The organism is Thermosipho japonicus (assembly GCF_014201655.1).
GTDB lineage: Bacteria > Thermotogota > Thermotogae > Thermotogales > Fervidobacteriaceae > Thermosipho > Thermosipho japonicus.
The window spans coordinates 253,188-270,143 of the sequence record NZ_JACHEX010000001.1; the positions used below are offsets into that span (position 1 = coordinate 253,188).

Below are 16,956 nucleotides of genomic sequence, written 5' to 3' on the forward strand. Positions count from 1 at the left end.
CAGGCACTTTATCTAATCTCTGCAACACCATTTGATGAATTTAATTTATAAAAGGTAGGCCTTATACTAAATCTTGAATAATATTCATTTTCCAATAACTTTTCAATACTTTCAAATGCCCCTTCTCTTGAAATAACAATAACTCCTCCGCCAAAACCTCCTCCAACCATTCTTGCACCAATAAACCCTTCTTTCCCCTTTAAAAAGTCAACTATAAAATCTGTTTCATCGCAAGAAACTTCATATAAATATCTCAAACTTTCATGAGATTGATATAGATATTCCCCTATCTTTTCAATTTGATCTTCTTTTAAGGCTTTTACTGTCCTTAAAACCCTTTCATTTTCCTCCAATATATGTTGAACTCTTTTCAAAAGAGTACCATTCAACAATTTGAGATCTTCTCTTGTTACCTTTCGAAAACTATCTTTGCCAATTATTTCAAGAGCACTTTCACATTCTTTCCTTCTAAGGTTATATTCAGAGGTTGAAAGTTCATGTTTTACATTAGAATCAATCACAAATATCTCATACCCTTTTAAATTAAGCGGAACAAATTGAAAATCTAAAGTCATTGTATCAAGAAATATTGCGTAATCTTTTTTTGAAAATGCTGATGCAAATTGATCCATTATTCCACAATTTACTCCAACAAAATTTGCTTCTGCCTCTCTTGAAATTTTAACAATGTCCATTTTTGGCAAATTCAAACCAAAAAATTCAGATATAGCATAAGCAGATGCTACTTCAAGAGCAGCTGAACTTGAAAGGCCAGCACCAATAGGTATATTAGAATCCACCTTTATTTTAACAGGTTGAATTTTATAACCTCTTTTTTCAATTTCTTTAATAACTCCGATAACATAATCTGCCCAACTATTTGTTTTTTGTAAGGTTGAAACTATAACTTCTTTATTCAAATTATTTGAGTAAAAGCAAAACTTATCTGATTCTTCAATCTCAAGTTGTACATACCTATCAATAGCAAAAGGCAATACAAACCCATCATTGTAATCTGTGTGTTCGCCTATAAGATTAACTCTGCCGGGTGCTTTTACTTTCAAAACTTCACCTCCACTTCTCTCAACATTTTTGCAGCTTGTTCTGGCACTATTGGATTTATAAAGCTCCATGTTCCTGTTTCCACACTTGCCATCCACTTTAATTTATTCTTATCTCTCTTTGGTGGGTTAAATTCAACGTGAAAATGAAAAATATCAGAATAATCTTTTGTATTAAATGGAGCCTGGAAAAACATCATCATATAAGGAAATTCTTGATCAAATAATTTGTCATATTTTTTTGTAACAACTTTTAATATTCTTGCAAAATCTTTTTTCTCGTTCTCAGTGAATTGTAGCAAATTTGAAATATGCCTTTTTGGATATATATGAACTTCGAATGGAAATCTTGCATAAAATGGAACTAATGCAACAAAAGTTTCGTTTTCATATATTAATCTTTCATTTGTTTCATTTTCTAAAATTTCACAAATTACACATTTTCCATTTTCATCAAACCATTTTTCCATTGCATTTAATTTAGCTTCTATTCTTTTTGGTATAAATGGAAAAGCATATATCTGCCCATGAGGATGCGGAAGTGACGCCCCAACTTCTTTACCTCGATTCTCAAATATGAAAATATTTTTTACAAAATCATTTTTTGACAGTTCATAGGTTCTATCAACCCACATATCAACCAATTTTTCTATCTGTAATATAGGCATCTGCGGAAATGATGACTCATGTTTTGAAGTATACACTACAACCTCACACACACCATATGATTTCATTCGCTTAAAAAGCTTATTACTTTCTTTTACTTCTGGTGGATTCTTTCTTAACGAAGGATATCTATTTTCAAAAGCTACTAGATCATACGTTTCTTCTCTAAATTCAACTCCTCCAGGACAAATAGGACAATTATTTTTTGCAGGTTGAACCGGCCTTTTTTGTGTCTCAGCAGATATAATTACCCATTCGTCGGTAAGTGGGTTATATCTAATTTCCATCATTATAAATCGCCTCCATAAAAATTAAATATTCTTCCATCTTCTCTTATTAATTTTCTAGATTTTAAATTAATAAAATCTTCTTCTACAAATTTAGATACCTTTCTATCAAAATCTAAATAAATTTTTACTTTTCTTTTTTCCTTATTAATAGCTTCAAGAATATATATACCGTTATCGTAAGAAAAACTAACTATTTTTTCATTCTTTTTAACAGTATCAAACAAAATTTTCCATTCTCTTTCAAATTCTTTCCTTGCATCAAGAACAATAAAATTTCCAATATTACTGAAAATATAATTTTCTTCGAATGAGCCTGTTACCACAAAACCATCCAAATACTCAAAATCTTGAAGATAATTTTTTGCTCTTGCAAATATTTTACAATTTAAATATTTTAAATTATCAATCAAGTTTTTATCTATACCTTCAATATTTCTATTAAATACAATCACTTTTTCTTTTAAATTTTCCAATTTTAAACCTTCATTAAAAATTACAACATCATTCATATTAAATTGACCTTTTTTACCTTTAAATTTACTTTCAATTAAATTTTTATATGTTTTAAGCAAATAGCCTCTATTAGTATGTTTTAAAATAACAAAAGAATTTTCACAAGAAAAATCTTTAAATAATCTATGCTTATAATTAACAGCAAAAGAAATATTTTCATCATCTTCCATTATTTCAATGCCTCCTTCTTTAGCATCTAAAAATCCAAACAGACCTTCGCTGTTAATAGCAAAAAATGAAAAAAGCTTTAAATCCTGTGTTTTTTTTATTTTAAAAACTTCAAAAAGATCTGTTTTTCCCTTAATACTCCAAGAAAATTTCCATCCAATACTAAAATTTTCTATTTTCCATTTTATTTCATAGCCCTCTTTCTTTTCATAAAAATAACCATTTGAAAAGTTCGAAAACATTTAGAATCACTCCCTGAATATGATTATATAAAACCTTAAAAGTTTTTATCGTTTTTATCACTTTATTTCCCAAAATAAAACCTGAAAATACGGTGAACTTACAGCAAAAAGCAAATCACATATGTGAAAATTTTTTAGTCTTCTAACAATTCTTAATTTGATAAATCGCCTATTTTCCTCTTAACAATCAAATTTTTAAATCATTAAAGAATAAAATAAACAATACCTTTTTATATATATTCTCCATCAGCTTAAAATAACTTCACCATTATCTATCGGTAATGCTTTCGGTAGTTTTATTATAACAATTTTATATTCCAAAAAAAGGAGCCACTTATAAAAATTTACAGCTAAATATTAACAATGAGAAATGATTCTCGTTATTTCACACTTAAAATCTCAAAATACTATAAACATGCCAAAAAATTACTATACAAATGTTACAGAACAATTAAGCTAAGCCTTTGTATGGTATAATATTTAAGAATGAAATGAGAACTTTTTTGGAGGTGAAGAAGTGAAAAAATTCTATATAACAACGCCTATATACTATGTAAATTCCGAACCACATATTGGAAGTGCATATACAACAATTATTGGAGACATTATAGCAAGATACAAAAGATTAATGGGATATGATGTATTCTATCTAACTGGTACTGATGAGCATGGTCAAAAAATAATGCAAGCCGCTAAAAAACAAGGGAAAACTCCTCAGCAACTTTGTGATGAACTTTCTGGAAAATTTGAGCAACTTTGGAAAGATTTAAAAATTACAAATGATTATTTTATAAGAACTACAGATGAAGATCACATAAAAACCGTACAATTTTTTGTTTCAAAAATGCTCGAAAATGGTGATATTTACAAAGGAAAATATAAGGGGTGGTATTGTGTACCTTGTGAAACATATTGGAGCGAAGATGAAATAGAAAAAGATGAAAATAACAATCCAATTTGTCCATCTTGTCATCGACCGTTAAATTTTGTTGAAGAAGAAAACTACTTTTTCAGACTTTCAAAATATACTGAACCTCTTTTAAAGCATTTTAAAGAAAATCCAGATTTTGTTGAACCAGAATTTAGAAAAAATGAAATGTTAAAAATTCTAGAAGAAGGATTAAAAGATCTTTCTATAACAAGAACAACATTCGACTGGGGTATTCCAATGCCAAATGATCCCAAACATGTTATTTATGTTTGGGTTGATGCACTTATAAATTATATTTCAGCAATAGGTTACGGTAGAGACGAAGAAATTTTCAAAAAATGGTGGCCTGCTGATTTACACCTCATCGGTAAAGAAATTAATAGATTCCATAGCCTTATATGGCCAGCAATGCTAATGTCCGTTGGACTTCCTTTACCAAAAAAGATATTTGCTCATGGTTGGTTAACAGTTAATGGTCAGAAAATAAGCAAATCACTTGGCAATGCCATAGACCCGAGGGAATTTGTCAAAAAATATGGAAATGATGTAATAAGATATTACCTTGCAAGAGATATTGTCTTTGGAAAAGATGGAGATTTTTCTGAAGAAAACCTAGTTAATAGATTAAACTCAGATCTTGCAAATGACTATGGTAATCTACTCCATAGAACACTTGCAATGGTAGTTAAAAACTTCGACTCAAAAACTCCAACTCCTTCTTCTTTAAATGATTCAGATAAAGAGCTGATTGAAAAATTTAAGAACCTAAAAAAAGAATATACTGAACATATGGAAAGTTACAAATTAACAAATGCCCTGGAAAATGTTTGGAGCTATATAAGAGATGTAAATAAATATTTCGATGAAAACAAACCTTGGGTACTTGCAAAAGAAGGAAATAAAGAAAGATTAGGAACCATTTTATATAATACTCTAGAAGCATTTATTAAAATCGCTTCTTTATTACTTCCATTTATGCCTGATTCCTCAGCAGAAGTTTTTAGAAGGTTAGGACAAGAGTTTAATCCTGAATTTGTACTAAACACAGAATGGAACTCTCTTAAATCTGGAGCAAATGTAATACATGAAAAGCCACTATTTCAAAAGATAGATATAAAAAACATTCAAAAAGTTGGAGAAAAAAAGACCAAGCAGGAAATGCCTGAAAATACAATAGAACTTATTTCAATTGAAGATTTTAAAAAGGTAGATTTGCGTGTTGCTAAAGTTGTAGAAGCCGAAAAAGTTAAAAAATCAGAAAAGTTATTAAGATTAATTGTCGATCTTGGAGGGCTTGGTAAAAGACAAATAGTAGCAGGCATTTCAAAATTTTATACACCAGAACAGTTAATTGGCAAAAAAATAATAGTTGTTGCAAATTTAAAACCTGCTAAACTAATGGGAATAGAATCTCAAGGAATGTTACTCGCCGCAAAAATAAATGATAACTTAACTGTTTTAACAGTCGACAAAGACATAGACGAAGGCGCGAAAATTTCTTAGTGGAGGGACTTAAATGGAAATATACAGACCTATAGAAGAGGAATTAAAAGAATCCTATTTAAGCTATTCAATGAGCGTAATTATAGGAAGGGCTATTCCGGATGTACGCGACGGGTTGAAACCCGTTCAAAGAAGAATTTTATATAGTATGTACGAACTTGGAGTGACTCATAATAAACCATTTAAAAAATCCGCACGTATTGTCGGTGAAGTAATGGGTAAATATCATCCTCATGGTGATGCTGCAATCTACGATACAATAGTTAGAATGGCACAAGATTGGACGATGCGATATAAACTTATTGATGGTCAGGGGAATTTTGGCTCCATTGATAGGGACCCTCCAGCTGCAATGAGGTACACCGAAGCAAGACTTGCAAAGATTGCAGAAGAATTGCTTGAAGATATTGATAAAGAAACTGTTAATATGACTGATAATTTTGATGGGAGTTTAAAAGAGCCCGAAGTATTACCATCAAAATTCCCGAATTTACTTGCAAATGGGTCAACGGGAATTGCAGTTGGAATGACAACAAATATTCCACCTCATAATATAACAGAACTTGTAAATGGGTTAATCACGTTAATAAAGAATCCTGAAATTTCTATTGAAGAACTTATGAACTTTATACCTGGACCTGATTTTCCAACCGGTGGAGAAATTATCGGAAAAGCTGGAATCAGGGAAATGTACACCACCGGAAAAGGTAGTTTTACAATCCGTGGAAAGGTACATGTAGAAGAAAAAAAGAAAAAGAAAAATATTGTTATAACGGAGATTCCTTTCAACATAAGCAAAGCTGATTTAATAAAGAAAATAGTTGAGTATGCGGAAAAATCAAGTCTTCCAATTAAAGATATTAGAGATGAATCCGATAAGGAAGGACTTAGAATAGTTATTGAAATACCGAATGATACTAACGAAGAAATTATAATCAACAATTTGTATAAACATACCCAACTACAAAGTTCATTTCATTCACAACTCTTAGTTATAGACAAAGAGAAAAAACCTGTTCTGATGAATCTAAAAGAATTAATGTGGGCTTTTGTAGAACATAGATTTGAGGTTGTAAGAAGAAGAGCTCAATATTATTACAAACAATACTCCAAAAAAGCCCATATTTTAGAAGGACTAATTAAAGCTTCAAGATCAATTGACACTATTATTTCAGTGATTAGAAATAGTGAAGATCAAAACAGTGCTATACATGAATTAATAGATATGTTTAACTTTACTGAAACACAAGCAAAAGCAATCGTCGATCTAAGACTTGGAAGATTAACTAAACTTGAAATCTCAAAATTAATAGACGATTACAACGATCTTGTAAATAAGATGAAAGTCGAAAAAGAATTAATAGAAAACGATCAAAAAGTATATGAGAAAATAATCGAAGAACTTGAAACGATTAAAAGTGAATATGGTGACAGCAGAAAAAGTATAATATTAGATCACGAAGAAAGAAAAATAGAATTCAATGAATTAGAGCTTATTCCAGATAAAGAAGTAGTTTTATCGCTAACAAAAAAAGGTTACTTGAAAATGATGAGCCTTGACACATTTAAAACACAAAGACGTGGTGGAAAGGGCGTTGCAGGATCAAATTTAATGGCTGATGATGCTATAATGGAGATTATTTATACTCATCTGCATGGAAAAACCTTATTCTTTACATCATATGGAAAGGTATATATTTTAAACAACTATCAAATAGAGGAAAACTCAAGAACAAGCCGTGGAAGACAAATAGCAAAATATTTAAATATTGGGCAAGATGAAAAAATTCTCACAATGCTTCCTGTAGATAACTTTGAAGGTGAATTATTCTTTGTAACAAAAAATGGTAAAGTCAAACGAACTTCGCTTAAAGAGTTTGAAAATATAAACTCAAGAGGAATGAAAGCAATAACATTTGATGGTGATGATTTACTTGTTTCTGTACAAAAAATTGACAATCCAGACCAAACTATATTAATTGCAACAAAAAATGGATTGTGTATTAGATTTCCAATTTCTGAAGTCAGAACAATGGGAAGAAGCGCAATGGGTGTTATTGGAATAAGGCTTTCAAATGATGATGCTGTGGTAAGTTCTTCTCTTTTAATGGATGATGAACATTATCTTTTGACTGTAACAAGTAAAGGATATGGAAAATTAACAGAAACTTCTCAGTATAGAATACAAAAACGTGGTGGCCTTGGTATAAAAAATATTTCGGACGTTTCTAAAGCCGGACATATTGTAGGGGTAACCCATGTTTTAGGAAACGAAAATATGATGATCTTTACAAAAAACGGTATGACTTTGAAAATTAACTTAAATAGTTTAAGACCTCTTGGAAGAGTCACAAAGGGAGTAAAATTAGTTAATCTATCCGAAGGTGATGAAATAGCAGACTTTGCTGTTATAAGAGGCGAAGATGATGTATAGGGAAATCGACCATACAGCGGATATTGCATTTGAAATAGTGAATGATACATTTTTAGGCCTGCTGGAGGATATCTTAAGAATAATCCATGCTACATACAAGGTAGAAAATATAAATTGTAACATAACTAAAGTTCAGGAATATGATATAAAAGAAAATGAAGATGGCGTATTTGATATTGTAAACGACTGGATTGCAGCTATAGAATTAGGATATTTTCCAGTAAAGATTGAAAAAGATAAAAAATACAAAACTACTTTTTGCTCATTTAGTAAGATAGAAGGTGAAACTTTTAAAGCACTTACGTATCACAATCTAAAAATCGAAAAAAAAGATAATAAGCTCTCAATAAAGGTGGTGTTTGATATATGAAAGAACTAACAAATCGTCAAAAAATGGTTTTAGATTTTATCACAAGCTACATTCAACAAAATGGTTATTCACCATCAATTAGAGATATTGCTAAACATTTTAAATTAACCCCTAGAGGTGCACATATACATGTTTTAGCCTTAGAAAAAAAAGGCTATATAACAAGGAACCCCAAAAATTCAAGGTCAATTTCTCTTGTTAAAAGACCAGAAACCGTGTCAATACCTGTTAAAGGAAAGATTTCAGCAGGGCAAGGAATTGAAATGTTTGAACTAGTAGATGAAGAAATAGAAATACCAGTTAGAATGATTAAAGGATATGGAAATTATTTTGCGCTAAGAGTTGAAGGAACGAGTATGATAGATGCACACATAATTGATGGAGATTATGTTATCCTTAAAAAACAATATAGGATACCAAATGGTCAAATAGCAGCTGTAGTTTTCGACAACAAAGTCACTTTAAAAAAGTTTTATCATAAAAATGATAAGGTAGAACTTGTGCCGGAAAACAGCAGCATGTCACCTATAATTTGTGATGCAAAAGATGTTAAAGTAATAGGCAAACTTGTTGGGGTTATAAGAATATATTAAGGGGGTGAAATTCATGTATGAAGTTACTAAGTTAGAAAATATTCCAGTTATCAAAATAACAGGAGAAATTGATATATCAAATGCTTACAAAATGAAACAATTTATCCATGAAAATATCTTAAATAACGGAGAAAAGTATTGTATTTTGGATCTTTCACACTTAAAATACATTGATAGTTCTGGACTTGGAATTCTAGTAGGTCTTCACAAGAGCTTCAAACTTCAAGGTGGGGAAATTGTACTTGTTAATATGAATGAAAATATTAAAAATCTTTTAAAACTCACTAGCCTAGATAGAGTATTAAATCTAAAAGAAACAACAAAAGCCGCTATAGATTTTCTAAAAAATTAATAGGAGGGGAAAAAATGAAAATTGCAATAGGTTCGGATCACGCAGGTTTTGAGCTAAAAAACAGACTTGTAGATTATTTATCTAAAAAAGGAATTGAGATTATAGATGTAGGAACAAATAGTACCGAAAGTGTGGATTATCCTGATTATGCAAAAGAAGTTGGAAAATTTGTTGTAAATAAAGATGCTGATTTTGGAATACTCATATGTGGTACAGGCATTGGAATGTCAATTGCTGCAAACAAAATTAAGGGAATAAGAGCTGCTCTTTGTATGATACCTGAAATGGGAAAACTTGCAAGAAATCATAATAATGCAAACATATTGGTCCTTCCTGGAAGATTAATAGGATTCGAACTTGCAACATGGATTGTGGAAGAATTTTTAAATGCAGATTTTGAAGGTGGAAGACACGAACGAAGAATAAATAAAATAGCAGAACTTGAAGAATAAGGAGGTATTTTAATGCTAAAAGAAAAGATAATGCAAGATCTAAAACAAGCTATGAAAGAAAAAAACGAGATTAAAGTTAGAGTACTTAGGCTTTTAAATTCCGCTATAAAAAATTTTGAAGTAGAAAAAATAGGAGAAGCAAGTGACGAAGAAATCGAAAAATTAGTCTTAAAAGAAATGAAAAAAAGACAAGAATCAATTGAAGCGTATAAAAAAGCCGGAAGGGAAGATTTAGCAAAAGAAGAAGAACAAGAATTAGAAGTTTTAAAAGAATATGCTCCAGAAATGTTAAGTGAAGATGAAATTAGAAAAATGGCAAAAGAAATCATTGAAGAATTAAACGCTACTCAAAAAGAGTTTGGCCTTGTTATGAAAAACTTAATGGCAAAAGTAAAAGGAAAAGCTGATGGTTCAATTGTAAGTAAAATTGTAAAGGAACTTCTTCAATGATACTTTCAATTTTTTTACCAAACTTTGGTTGTAAAAGCAGATGCATTTTTTGTAATCAATATGCAATGACGGGCGAAAAAATGCCAACAAAAAAAGAGTTAATTAATACTCTTTCTTTTTTTCTTAACAAATCACCTGAAGAAATTGCCTTTTATGGGGGAACATTTACCGCAATCCCCCTTGAAAAACAAAAAGAACTAATTGCTCTTGTAAGAAAATTTTATCCTGACACTCCTATACGAATTTCTACTAGACCTGATGAACTAGATTATGAAAATTTAAAATTTTTAAAGCAAAATAATGTTAAAACAGTAGAAATTGGTATACAAAGCATGTTTGACGATGTTCTTTCTACCGCAAATAGAGGACATAGTAGAAAAGACAACTTAAACGCAGTAAATTTGCTAAAAGAATTTGGTTTTGAAATTTCTGCACACTTAATGATTGGACTTTTAAATGACAATATAACAAAAGATCTCCTATCAATGCAAGAACTTTTAAATCTTGGAGTAAAGTTGTTTAGAATTCATCCTACAATTATATTCAAAAATACCGAACTTGAAAAACTTTATTTAGAAGGAAAATACAATCCATTATCATTAGATGAAGCAGTAAACATTGCATCAGAAATGTTATTGTTAATTTATCAGTATAAGGCTAAAGTAATTAGACTTGGATATTTTGTACCAGAAAACCAAAAAAATCAAATAGTAGCAGGACCATATCATCCATCTTTTGGAGATATGACAAAATCAAAAGCAATGAATAAAATTATTACAAGATTAAATATTAAAAAAGTCAAATATCCTAAAAAGTTTGAAAGTTGGTTTAATTCATACGACAATAAACAATTAGAAATTGAAAAATATTTATCTGAATCTAATGAAATTTTTTTTGATAATCTCTCTCTAAAAGAAGCTTCTAAACGCAGCTTTAGAAGGGAGTTATTGGATTGATCGAAAAGTTCAAAAAATTAACAATTCAAGGTTCACACGAAATTGCCGAATGGATACTTGAAAATATTAAAAATATTGATGATAAAGAGTCCATCTTAAAGGATATGATAGAATTAAAACCTGAAATGCAGGTTATTAAGTGGATATACAAAATGATCAAAGAAAATAAAGATATAAATAATATAAAAGAAATACTCGATACAACTTTTGAAAATACTATTAAAAGCGCTCAAAAATTTTTAAATTTCGACGCAAAAGTAATGACTATAAGTAATAGCAGAACTTTAGAATACTTTTTCAAAACTCATAACAAAAAATTAGAAATCTATATCCCTGAATCAAATCCAGGTGGAGAAGGAAAAATACTATACAAGAATCTATTAAACTACAAGAAAAAAGTGTATCTTATTAACGATTTTGAAGTTCACAGGTATATAGTAAATTGTGATTATGTAATAATTGGTGCCGACAGTATAGGAGCCAATGGAATCATAAATAAAGTGGGATCAAAACTTTTAGCTATGCTTTCAAAAAATTTTAATATTCCATTTTTTGTAATTGCTGATCAAACAAAATTTACTGAATTTGTTGCGGAAAAAGATAGAATGTTTGAAATTGTTCCAAATAATTTAATAACTGCGATTTTAAGTGGGTGAAATATGTTTTTCTTAAAAAAGAAGAAAAAAGACAAATTAAGTTTTTCAATTGCTTTTGTGAAAAATTTTGAAAATTTAAAGACAATCATAAAATCTCTTAAAAAGCAAAAAATTGATGAAGTTTTTTTTATAATAGATAAAAATATAGAAAAGGATCATATAAAAACTATTAAAAAAATAATAAAAGCTAATTTCAAAAATTATTCTATCCTCTCAAAAAACTTTCAAAAATTCTCAAAAAATGTTGCAAAAGTTGAAAGGCTAAACGTTTTTGAGTTAAGAAGATTGCAAAATAAAAAGAAGATACTTTATTCTCAGCAATCGATACTATCTTGGAAAATTCCTCAAATGTTTCCATTTTATACTATAGCTTTTGAAGATAATACTTTGTGCTTTTGTGCTCCTATTCCATTAACAAAAGATTCAAGTGGCTTTTTGTTAAAAAAGAAAATGGTAAGTGATTTTATATTTAATATTACCCTGGACTTAAAAATATTAGATGAAATATTTTAGGAGGATGATTTAATGTTTAGACTAAGATTTGCTCCAAGCCCTACTGGATATTTACATGTTGGCGGTGCAAGAACCGCATTATTTAATTGGATGTTTGCTCGAAAAAACAATGGAAAGTTTATAATCAGAATTGAAGATACAGATACAGAACGTTCTAAAAAAGAATATGAAGAAAAAATATTAAATGCTCTTAAATGGCTTAAGATTGATTGGGATGAAGGTCCAGATGTTGGAGGAAATTTTGGACCTTATCGTCAAAGTGAAAGAATCGATATTTACAAGAAATATGTTGATATCCTTATTAGCGAAAAAAAGGCATATTATTCAATCTATCATGATAAAGAAGAAGTTGAACAATCTTATGAATTTCCTGAAAAATATGCAAACAAAGAAGGTTTCTCCATTGTTGTAAAATTTAAGGTTCCAAAACAAGGAACTACAACCTTTAATGATCTGTTAAAAGGTAAAATGACATTTGACAACAATCTTGTAGATGATTTCATTATAATAAAATCGAATGGATTTCCCACATATAATTTCGCCGTTGTAATTGACGACCATTTAATGGAAATTTCCCATGTATTTCGAGGCGAAGATCACCTTTCAAACACGCAAAAACAAATAATGATATATAATGCTTTTAATTGGCAGAATCCTGTTTTTATGCATATTCCATTAATTCTTGGAAATGATAGAACTCCACTTAGTAAAAGGCACGGGGGCACTTCTGTTGATTTCTTTAAAGAAAATGGATTTTTAAATAAAGCTTTGCTAAATTATCTTGCAATTCTTGGATGGAGTACCTCAGAAGAAATATTTGATGTTCATGAAAAAATTAATGAATTCGATCCTTTCAAAATATCAAACAAATCAGTAATTTTTGATTATAAAAAACTTGAATGGGTTAACGGTCAACATCTAAGAAAAATTGATATAGAAATTTTAATAAATGAATTCTTAAATTATTTAAAAGATAAAAATATCTCCTTAGAACATAACAGCAAAAATTATATTAAAGAAGTACTTTTAATATGTAGAGAAAAGGTAAATACATTAGACCAACTAAAAGAAATTTCTATTCCATTCTTTTTTGATAACTATAGCTATGAAGATACGTACATTAAGAAATTTCTATTAAATGAAAACGCAGAAAAAATTTTAAAAACCGCTCTAGAAAGATTTGAAAAACTGCAAAATTACACAATTCAAAACGTAGAAGAAGCACTAAGAAATATTTCAAGTGAACTTGAAATAGGAACCAAAAGAGTATTTCAAACTATTCGTGGAGCTCTACTTGGAAAACTAGTAACACCTGGTTTATTTGAATCAATAGTAGTTTTAGGAAAAGAAAAAACTCTCAAAAGGCTTCAAAAAACTTTAGAATTAAGGGAGAAATATGAGGTATAAATTAGTTTTTTCAATATTTTTATCCTTTTTTCTAATACTTGTATTTTTTCTTTTCAAAATTCAAGTTATTGAGCATTCACAACATAAAGCCTTTATTAATTCATTAATGCAAAAAACTATACTAACAAAAGGAAACCGTGGAACTATTTTTGATAGAAACGGTGTTAGGATTGCATGGAGCAAGAAAATTCCATATATAGAATACAGCAGTAATATTGATATAGAATCTTTAAAACCTTATCTAACCGATAAGCAGATACTTGATCTAATAAGTTCTGGAAAAGCTTATCTAGACAATTATCAAATATATGAGCTTGAAAAACTCGGATTATATATACATTACGAGGAAAAAAGATTCTATGTACCTGAAGCCTTCCACATAGTAGGATATGTCAACTCACAAGGAATTGGAAGTTCTGGAATAGAGAAAACATATGACAGTTTATTACAGGGAAAAATTGGTAGTGAATTAATTTTTTCCAGCCCTTCAGGAAAGGTTAAACAAAGAATAATTCAAACTGAGCCAGAAAATGGGGAAGATATCACTCTAACTATAGATCTTAATTTACAAAAATATATTTATAACGAAATGAAAAAAATTAACAACCCCGGCGCTGTAATAGTAGAAAATGTTAAAAATGGTGAAATTTTAGCTTTAGTTTCATACCCAAACTTAGAAGAAAATTTTTACGATATTGACAAATTTACCTGGCAAAAGATAGTAAACGATCCATTAAATCCTCTCTTAAATAGAGCTACAATGGGACTTTATTCTCCAGGTTCTGCAATAAAACCACTAATTGCGATTGCCTATCTTTTATCAGAAAGTACTCCGGCTACTTTAAATTGTACTGGAAGATATGAATATAAATCAAGTTCTGGAAAAACCATCGCAATCTTCAATGATTGGCTTTTAAGCGGTCATGGGGAAACAGATCTAATCAAAGCTCTCAGAGTCTCCTGTAATGTATATTTTTATACAATTGCATTAGAACTAGGAATTGATAAAATTAAAAGTGTAGCAGATATATTTAAAATTTCCGATTTAACTAAAATTGACATTGAAGAAAAATCTGGGATATTCCCATCCAGAGAATGGAAAGAAAAGCAGTTTAAAACTATATGGTATCCTGGAGATACAATATTAACAGGTATTGGTCAGGGGTATATACTTTTAACACCTTTGGAAATTTTAAATTTCTATACAACAATTGCAAATAATGGTAAAACTCCAAGACCACATCTTCTAAAATCTAATAAAATCGAATATACCAATGAAGTATCTTTACCAGATAAAATATGGTCCACAATCAAAGAAGGACTTCTTGAAGTTACCACTTACAACGATGGAACCTTGAAAAACCGTGGGACTGCATATTTAAGCTTTAAAGACGCACCATACAAAATTGCTGGTAAAACAGGGACCGCGGAAGTTAGCAAAAGCAAAAAAGCACATTCATGGTTTGCAGGATTTGGTCCAATAGAGGATCCAACATACTCTGTAGTCGTCATGTTTGAAAATGGAGGAAGTGGTTCCGAAATGGCTGCCCCTTTTGCAAGAAAAGTCTTTGACTATTTATTAAAAGGAGCTGAAAGTAATGAATAAGCTTGATTTGGCTATTAATATAGCTAAAAGTGCTGGATATTATATATTTCAATACTGGGGAAATGTAGATAATGTATATGAAAAAGAAAATTTTCAGGATCTTGTTACTGACTATGATAAAAACGCTCAGAATATGATTGTTTCAAAAATAAAAAAGTTTTTTCCAGAAGATGGGGTTATAGCAGAAGAAGGCAACCTTTATGAAAAAAGTAAAAATCTTTGGATAATAGATCCAATAGATGGAACTATAAATTACATACACGGCTTACCAAATTTTGGTGTATCCATAGCATATTTTGAAAATGAAAAGCCAATTTTTGGAGTAGTTTTTAATCCATTTACTGAAGAGCTATTTGTTGGAATAAAAAGTGAAGGTTCATTTTTAAATCATTCAAGACTAAAAATTACAAAAAATATAACTTTAAAAGAAAGTATTGGAAGTACAGGATTTCACAAAAACTTTACCGGTAAATTTATTTCAAATGTTGAAAACAAGGTTCAAAGAATAAGGATAATAGGAAGTGCGGCTCTCTCTGCTTGTTATGTTGCTGCAAATAAATTTGATTTTTTTGTTGCAAAAAGGGCAAATTCATGGGATATAGCAGCTGCTTATATAATTGTCAAAGAAGCTGGTGGAAAAATAATCAATTTCGATGGAAATTCTCCAAAATTATTTTCTAAAGATAGTTATATCTTTTCAAATCCAAGCATATCTGACAAAATTCTAGAATTAATTAAAAAACAGGAGGGGGATCTATGAAATTAATCGAATCTGTTCCAAATTTTAGCGAGGGAAGAAGAGAAGAAGTTGTTAGGCAAATAATTGAACAAGCTCAAAAGTACGAAAGAGTAAAGATCCTAGATTGGTCAATGGACTTTGATCACAACAGATCGGTTGTAACTCTCGTAGGAGAACCAGAAGAAATTGAAAATGCAATTTTTGACATGGTAAAAAAGGCAACTGAACTTATTGATTTAAGAAGTCACAGCGGAGAACATCCAAGAATGGGGGCAACTGATGTTATACCTTTTATTCCAGTAATGAATACAACCATGGAAGAATGTATAGAACTTTCTAAAAGAGTAGGTGAAAGAATAGGAAAAGAATTGAATATTCCAGTTTATTTATATGAAAAATCTGCAACTTCAACTGATAGAGAAAACCTTGCAAAAATAAGAAAAGGAGAATTTGAAGGATTTTTCGAAAAAATAAAGGATCCAAAATGGAAGCCTGATTTCGGACCAAATCAAGTTCATCCATCGGCTGGTGTTGTAGCAGTCGGTGCTAGGGAATATCTAATTGCCTTTAATGTAAATCTTGGCACAAACGATATAAAAATTGCAGACAAAATTGCAAAAGCAGTGAGACATATAAGTGGCGGATTTAGATATGTAAAAGCTATAGGAATTGAACTAAAAGAAAAAGGTATTGTACAAGTTTCTATGAATCTTACCAATTACAAAAAATCGCCAATATTTAGAGTGTTTGAAACAATAAAAAGAGAGGCACAAAGATACGGCGTGCCAGTTTTAAACTCCGAAATAATTGGAATGATACCTTTAAAAGCTGCTATTGAGACAATGAAATGGTATCTTCAACTTGACGATTTCGACGAAGAAAGAGTCATAGAAAACAAAATTTTAAATACATTTTTTGAATAAGCCCAAAATCCCCCGAATTTCACGGGGGATTTTTAATATGTTCAATAAATATGAAAAAATAGCAAATAATTAAAAAATTGTTATTCTAAATATAACATTTTAAAAGTGAAATTTTTTACTTTTAGTGATAT

General features: G+C 29.8%; 17 protein-coding genes. 14 read left to right on the top strand and 3 right to left on the bottom strand.

Going from position 1 to position 16,956, the window contains the following annotated elements:
• Positions 1 to 8: 8 nt before the first annotated feature.
• The 3 genes from HNP65_RS01355 to HNP65_RS01365 are packed head-to-tail and all read right to left on the bottom strand — an operon-like array spanning position 9 to position 2,940.
• On the bottom strand, positions 9 to 1,064 hold the full coding sequence (locus tag HNP65_RS01355; RefSeq protein ID WP_184618592.1) for a galactokinase: 1,056 nt from the start codon (positions 1,062 to 1,064) through the stop codon (positions 9 to 11).
• Complete coding sequence (gene galT, locus HNP65_RS01360) at positions 1,061 to 2,017, bottom strand: galactose-1-phosphate uridylyltransferase (protein WP_184618593.1); 957 nt, start codon at positions 2,015 to 2,017, stop codon at positions 1,061 to 1,063. The genes HNP65_RS01355 and galT overlap by 4 nt, the downstream gene beginning before the upstream one ends.
• Positions 2,017 to 2,940, bottom strand: a complete 924-nt coding sequence (locus HNP65_RS01365; RefSeq protein WP_184618594.1) for an alpha-galactosidase — start codon at positions 2,938 to 2,940, stop codon at positions 2,017 to 2,019. The genes galT and HNP65_RS01365 overlap by 1 nt, the downstream gene beginning before the upstream one ends.
• 517 nt (positions 2,941 to 3,457) lie before the next feature.
• Between HNP65_RS01365 and metG the strand changes: the two genes are divergently transcribed.
• From metG to ftcD, 14 genes are read left to right on the top strand one after another with little or no spacing between them, the layout of a single operon-like run.
• Positions 3,458 to 5,374 (top strand): methionine--tRNA ligase, encoded by a 1,917-nt coding sequence (gene metG, locus HNP65_RS01370; RefSeq protein WP_184618595.1) that lies wholly within the window; start codon positions 3,458 to 3,460, stop codon positions 5,372 to 5,374.
• Positions 5,375 to 5,387: 13 nt separating this feature from the next.
• Positions 5,388 to 7,808, top strand: a complete 2,421-nt coding sequence (gene gyrA, locus HNP65_RS01375) for a DNA gyrase subunit A (protein ID WP_184618596.1) — start codon at positions 5,388 to 5,390, stop codon at positions 7,806 to 7,808.
• Complete coding sequence (locus HNP65_RS01380) at positions 7,801 to 8,178, top strand: archease (RefSeq protein ID WP_184618597.1); 378 nt, start codon at positions 7,801 to 7,803, stop codon at positions 8,176 to 8,178. The genes gyrA and HNP65_RS01380 overlap by 8 nt, the downstream gene beginning before the upstream one ends.
• A complete protein-coding gene (gene lexA / locus HNP65_RS01385; protein ID WP_184618598.1) occupies positions 8,175 to 8,771 on the top strand; it encodes a transcriptional repressor LexA in 597 nt (198 codons plus the stop codon). The genes HNP65_RS01380 and lexA overlap by 4 nt, the downstream gene beginning before the upstream one ends.
• A gap of 13 nt (positions 8,772 to 8,784) precedes the next feature.
• A complete protein-coding gene (locus HNP65_RS01390) occupies positions 8,785 to 9,123 on the top strand; it encodes an STAS domain-containing protein (protein ID WP_184618599.1) in 339 nt (112 codons plus the stop codon).
• A gap of 14 nt (positions 9,124 to 9,137) precedes the next feature.
• Positions 9,138 to 9,575, top strand: a complete 438-nt coding sequence (gene rpiB / locus HNP65_RS01395; protein WP_184618600.1) for a ribose 5-phosphate isomerase B — start codon at positions 9,138 to 9,140, stop codon at positions 9,573 to 9,575.
• Between the two features lie 12 nt (positions 9,576 to 9,587).
• Positions 9,588 to 10,025, top strand: a complete 438-nt coding sequence (locus tag HNP65_RS01400) for a GatB/YqeY domain-containing protein (RefSeq protein WP_184618601.1) — start codon at positions 9,588 to 9,590, stop codon at positions 10,023 to 10,025.
• Complete coding sequence (locus HNP65_RS01405) at positions 10,022 to 10,981, top strand: elongator complex protein 3 (protein ID WP_184618602.1); 960 nt, start codon at positions 10,022 to 10,024, stop codon at positions 10,979 to 10,981. The genes HNP65_RS01400 and HNP65_RS01405 overlap by 4 nt, the downstream gene beginning before the upstream one ends.
• Positions 10,978 to 11,637, top strand: coding sequence for an IF-2B domain-containing protein (locus HNP65_RS01410; protein WP_184618603.1), 660 nt, complete (start codon positions 10,978 to 10,980; stop codon positions 11,635 to 11,637). Before HNP65_RS01405 ends, HNP65_RS01410 begins: the two co-directional genes overlap by 4 nt.
• Positions 11,638 to 11,640: 3 nt before the next feature.
• A complete protein-coding gene (locus HNP65_RS01415; RefSeq protein ID WP_184618604.1) occupies positions 11,641 to 12,150 on the top strand; it encodes a hypothetical protein in 510 nt (169 codons plus the stop codon).
• Positions 12,151 to 12,162: 12 nt separating this feature from the next.
• Entirely contained in the window at positions 12,163 to 13,557 is a 1,395-nt protein-coding gene (gene gltX, locus HNP65_RS01420) for a glutamate--tRNA ligase (protein ID WP_184618605.1), read from the top strand.
• The gene (locus HNP65_RS01425; RefSeq protein ID WP_184618606.1) at positions 13,547 to 15,163 is read left to right on the top strand and encodes a penicillin-binding transpeptidase domain-containing protein; all 1,617 of its coding nucleotides are present in this window, start codon (positions 13,547 to 13,549) and stop codon (positions 15,161 to 15,163) included. The genes gltX and HNP65_RS01425 overlap by 11 nt, the downstream gene beginning before the upstream one ends.
• Complete coding sequence (locus HNP65_RS01430) at positions 15,156 to 15,923, top strand: inositol monophosphatase family protein (protein WP_184618607.1); 768 nt, start codon at positions 15,156 to 15,158, stop codon at positions 15,921 to 15,923. The genes HNP65_RS01425 and HNP65_RS01430 overlap by 8 nt, the downstream gene beginning before the upstream one ends.
• Positions 15,920 to 16,825, top strand: coding sequence for a glutamate formimidoyltransferase (ftcD, locus tag HNP65_RS01435; RefSeq protein ID WP_184618608.1), 906 nt, complete (start codon positions 15,920 to 15,922; stop codon positions 16,823 to 16,825). Before HNP65_RS01430 ends, ftcD begins: the two co-directional genes overlap by 4 nt.
• The last annotated feature ends 131 nt before the right edge of the window (positions 16,826 to 16,956 follow it).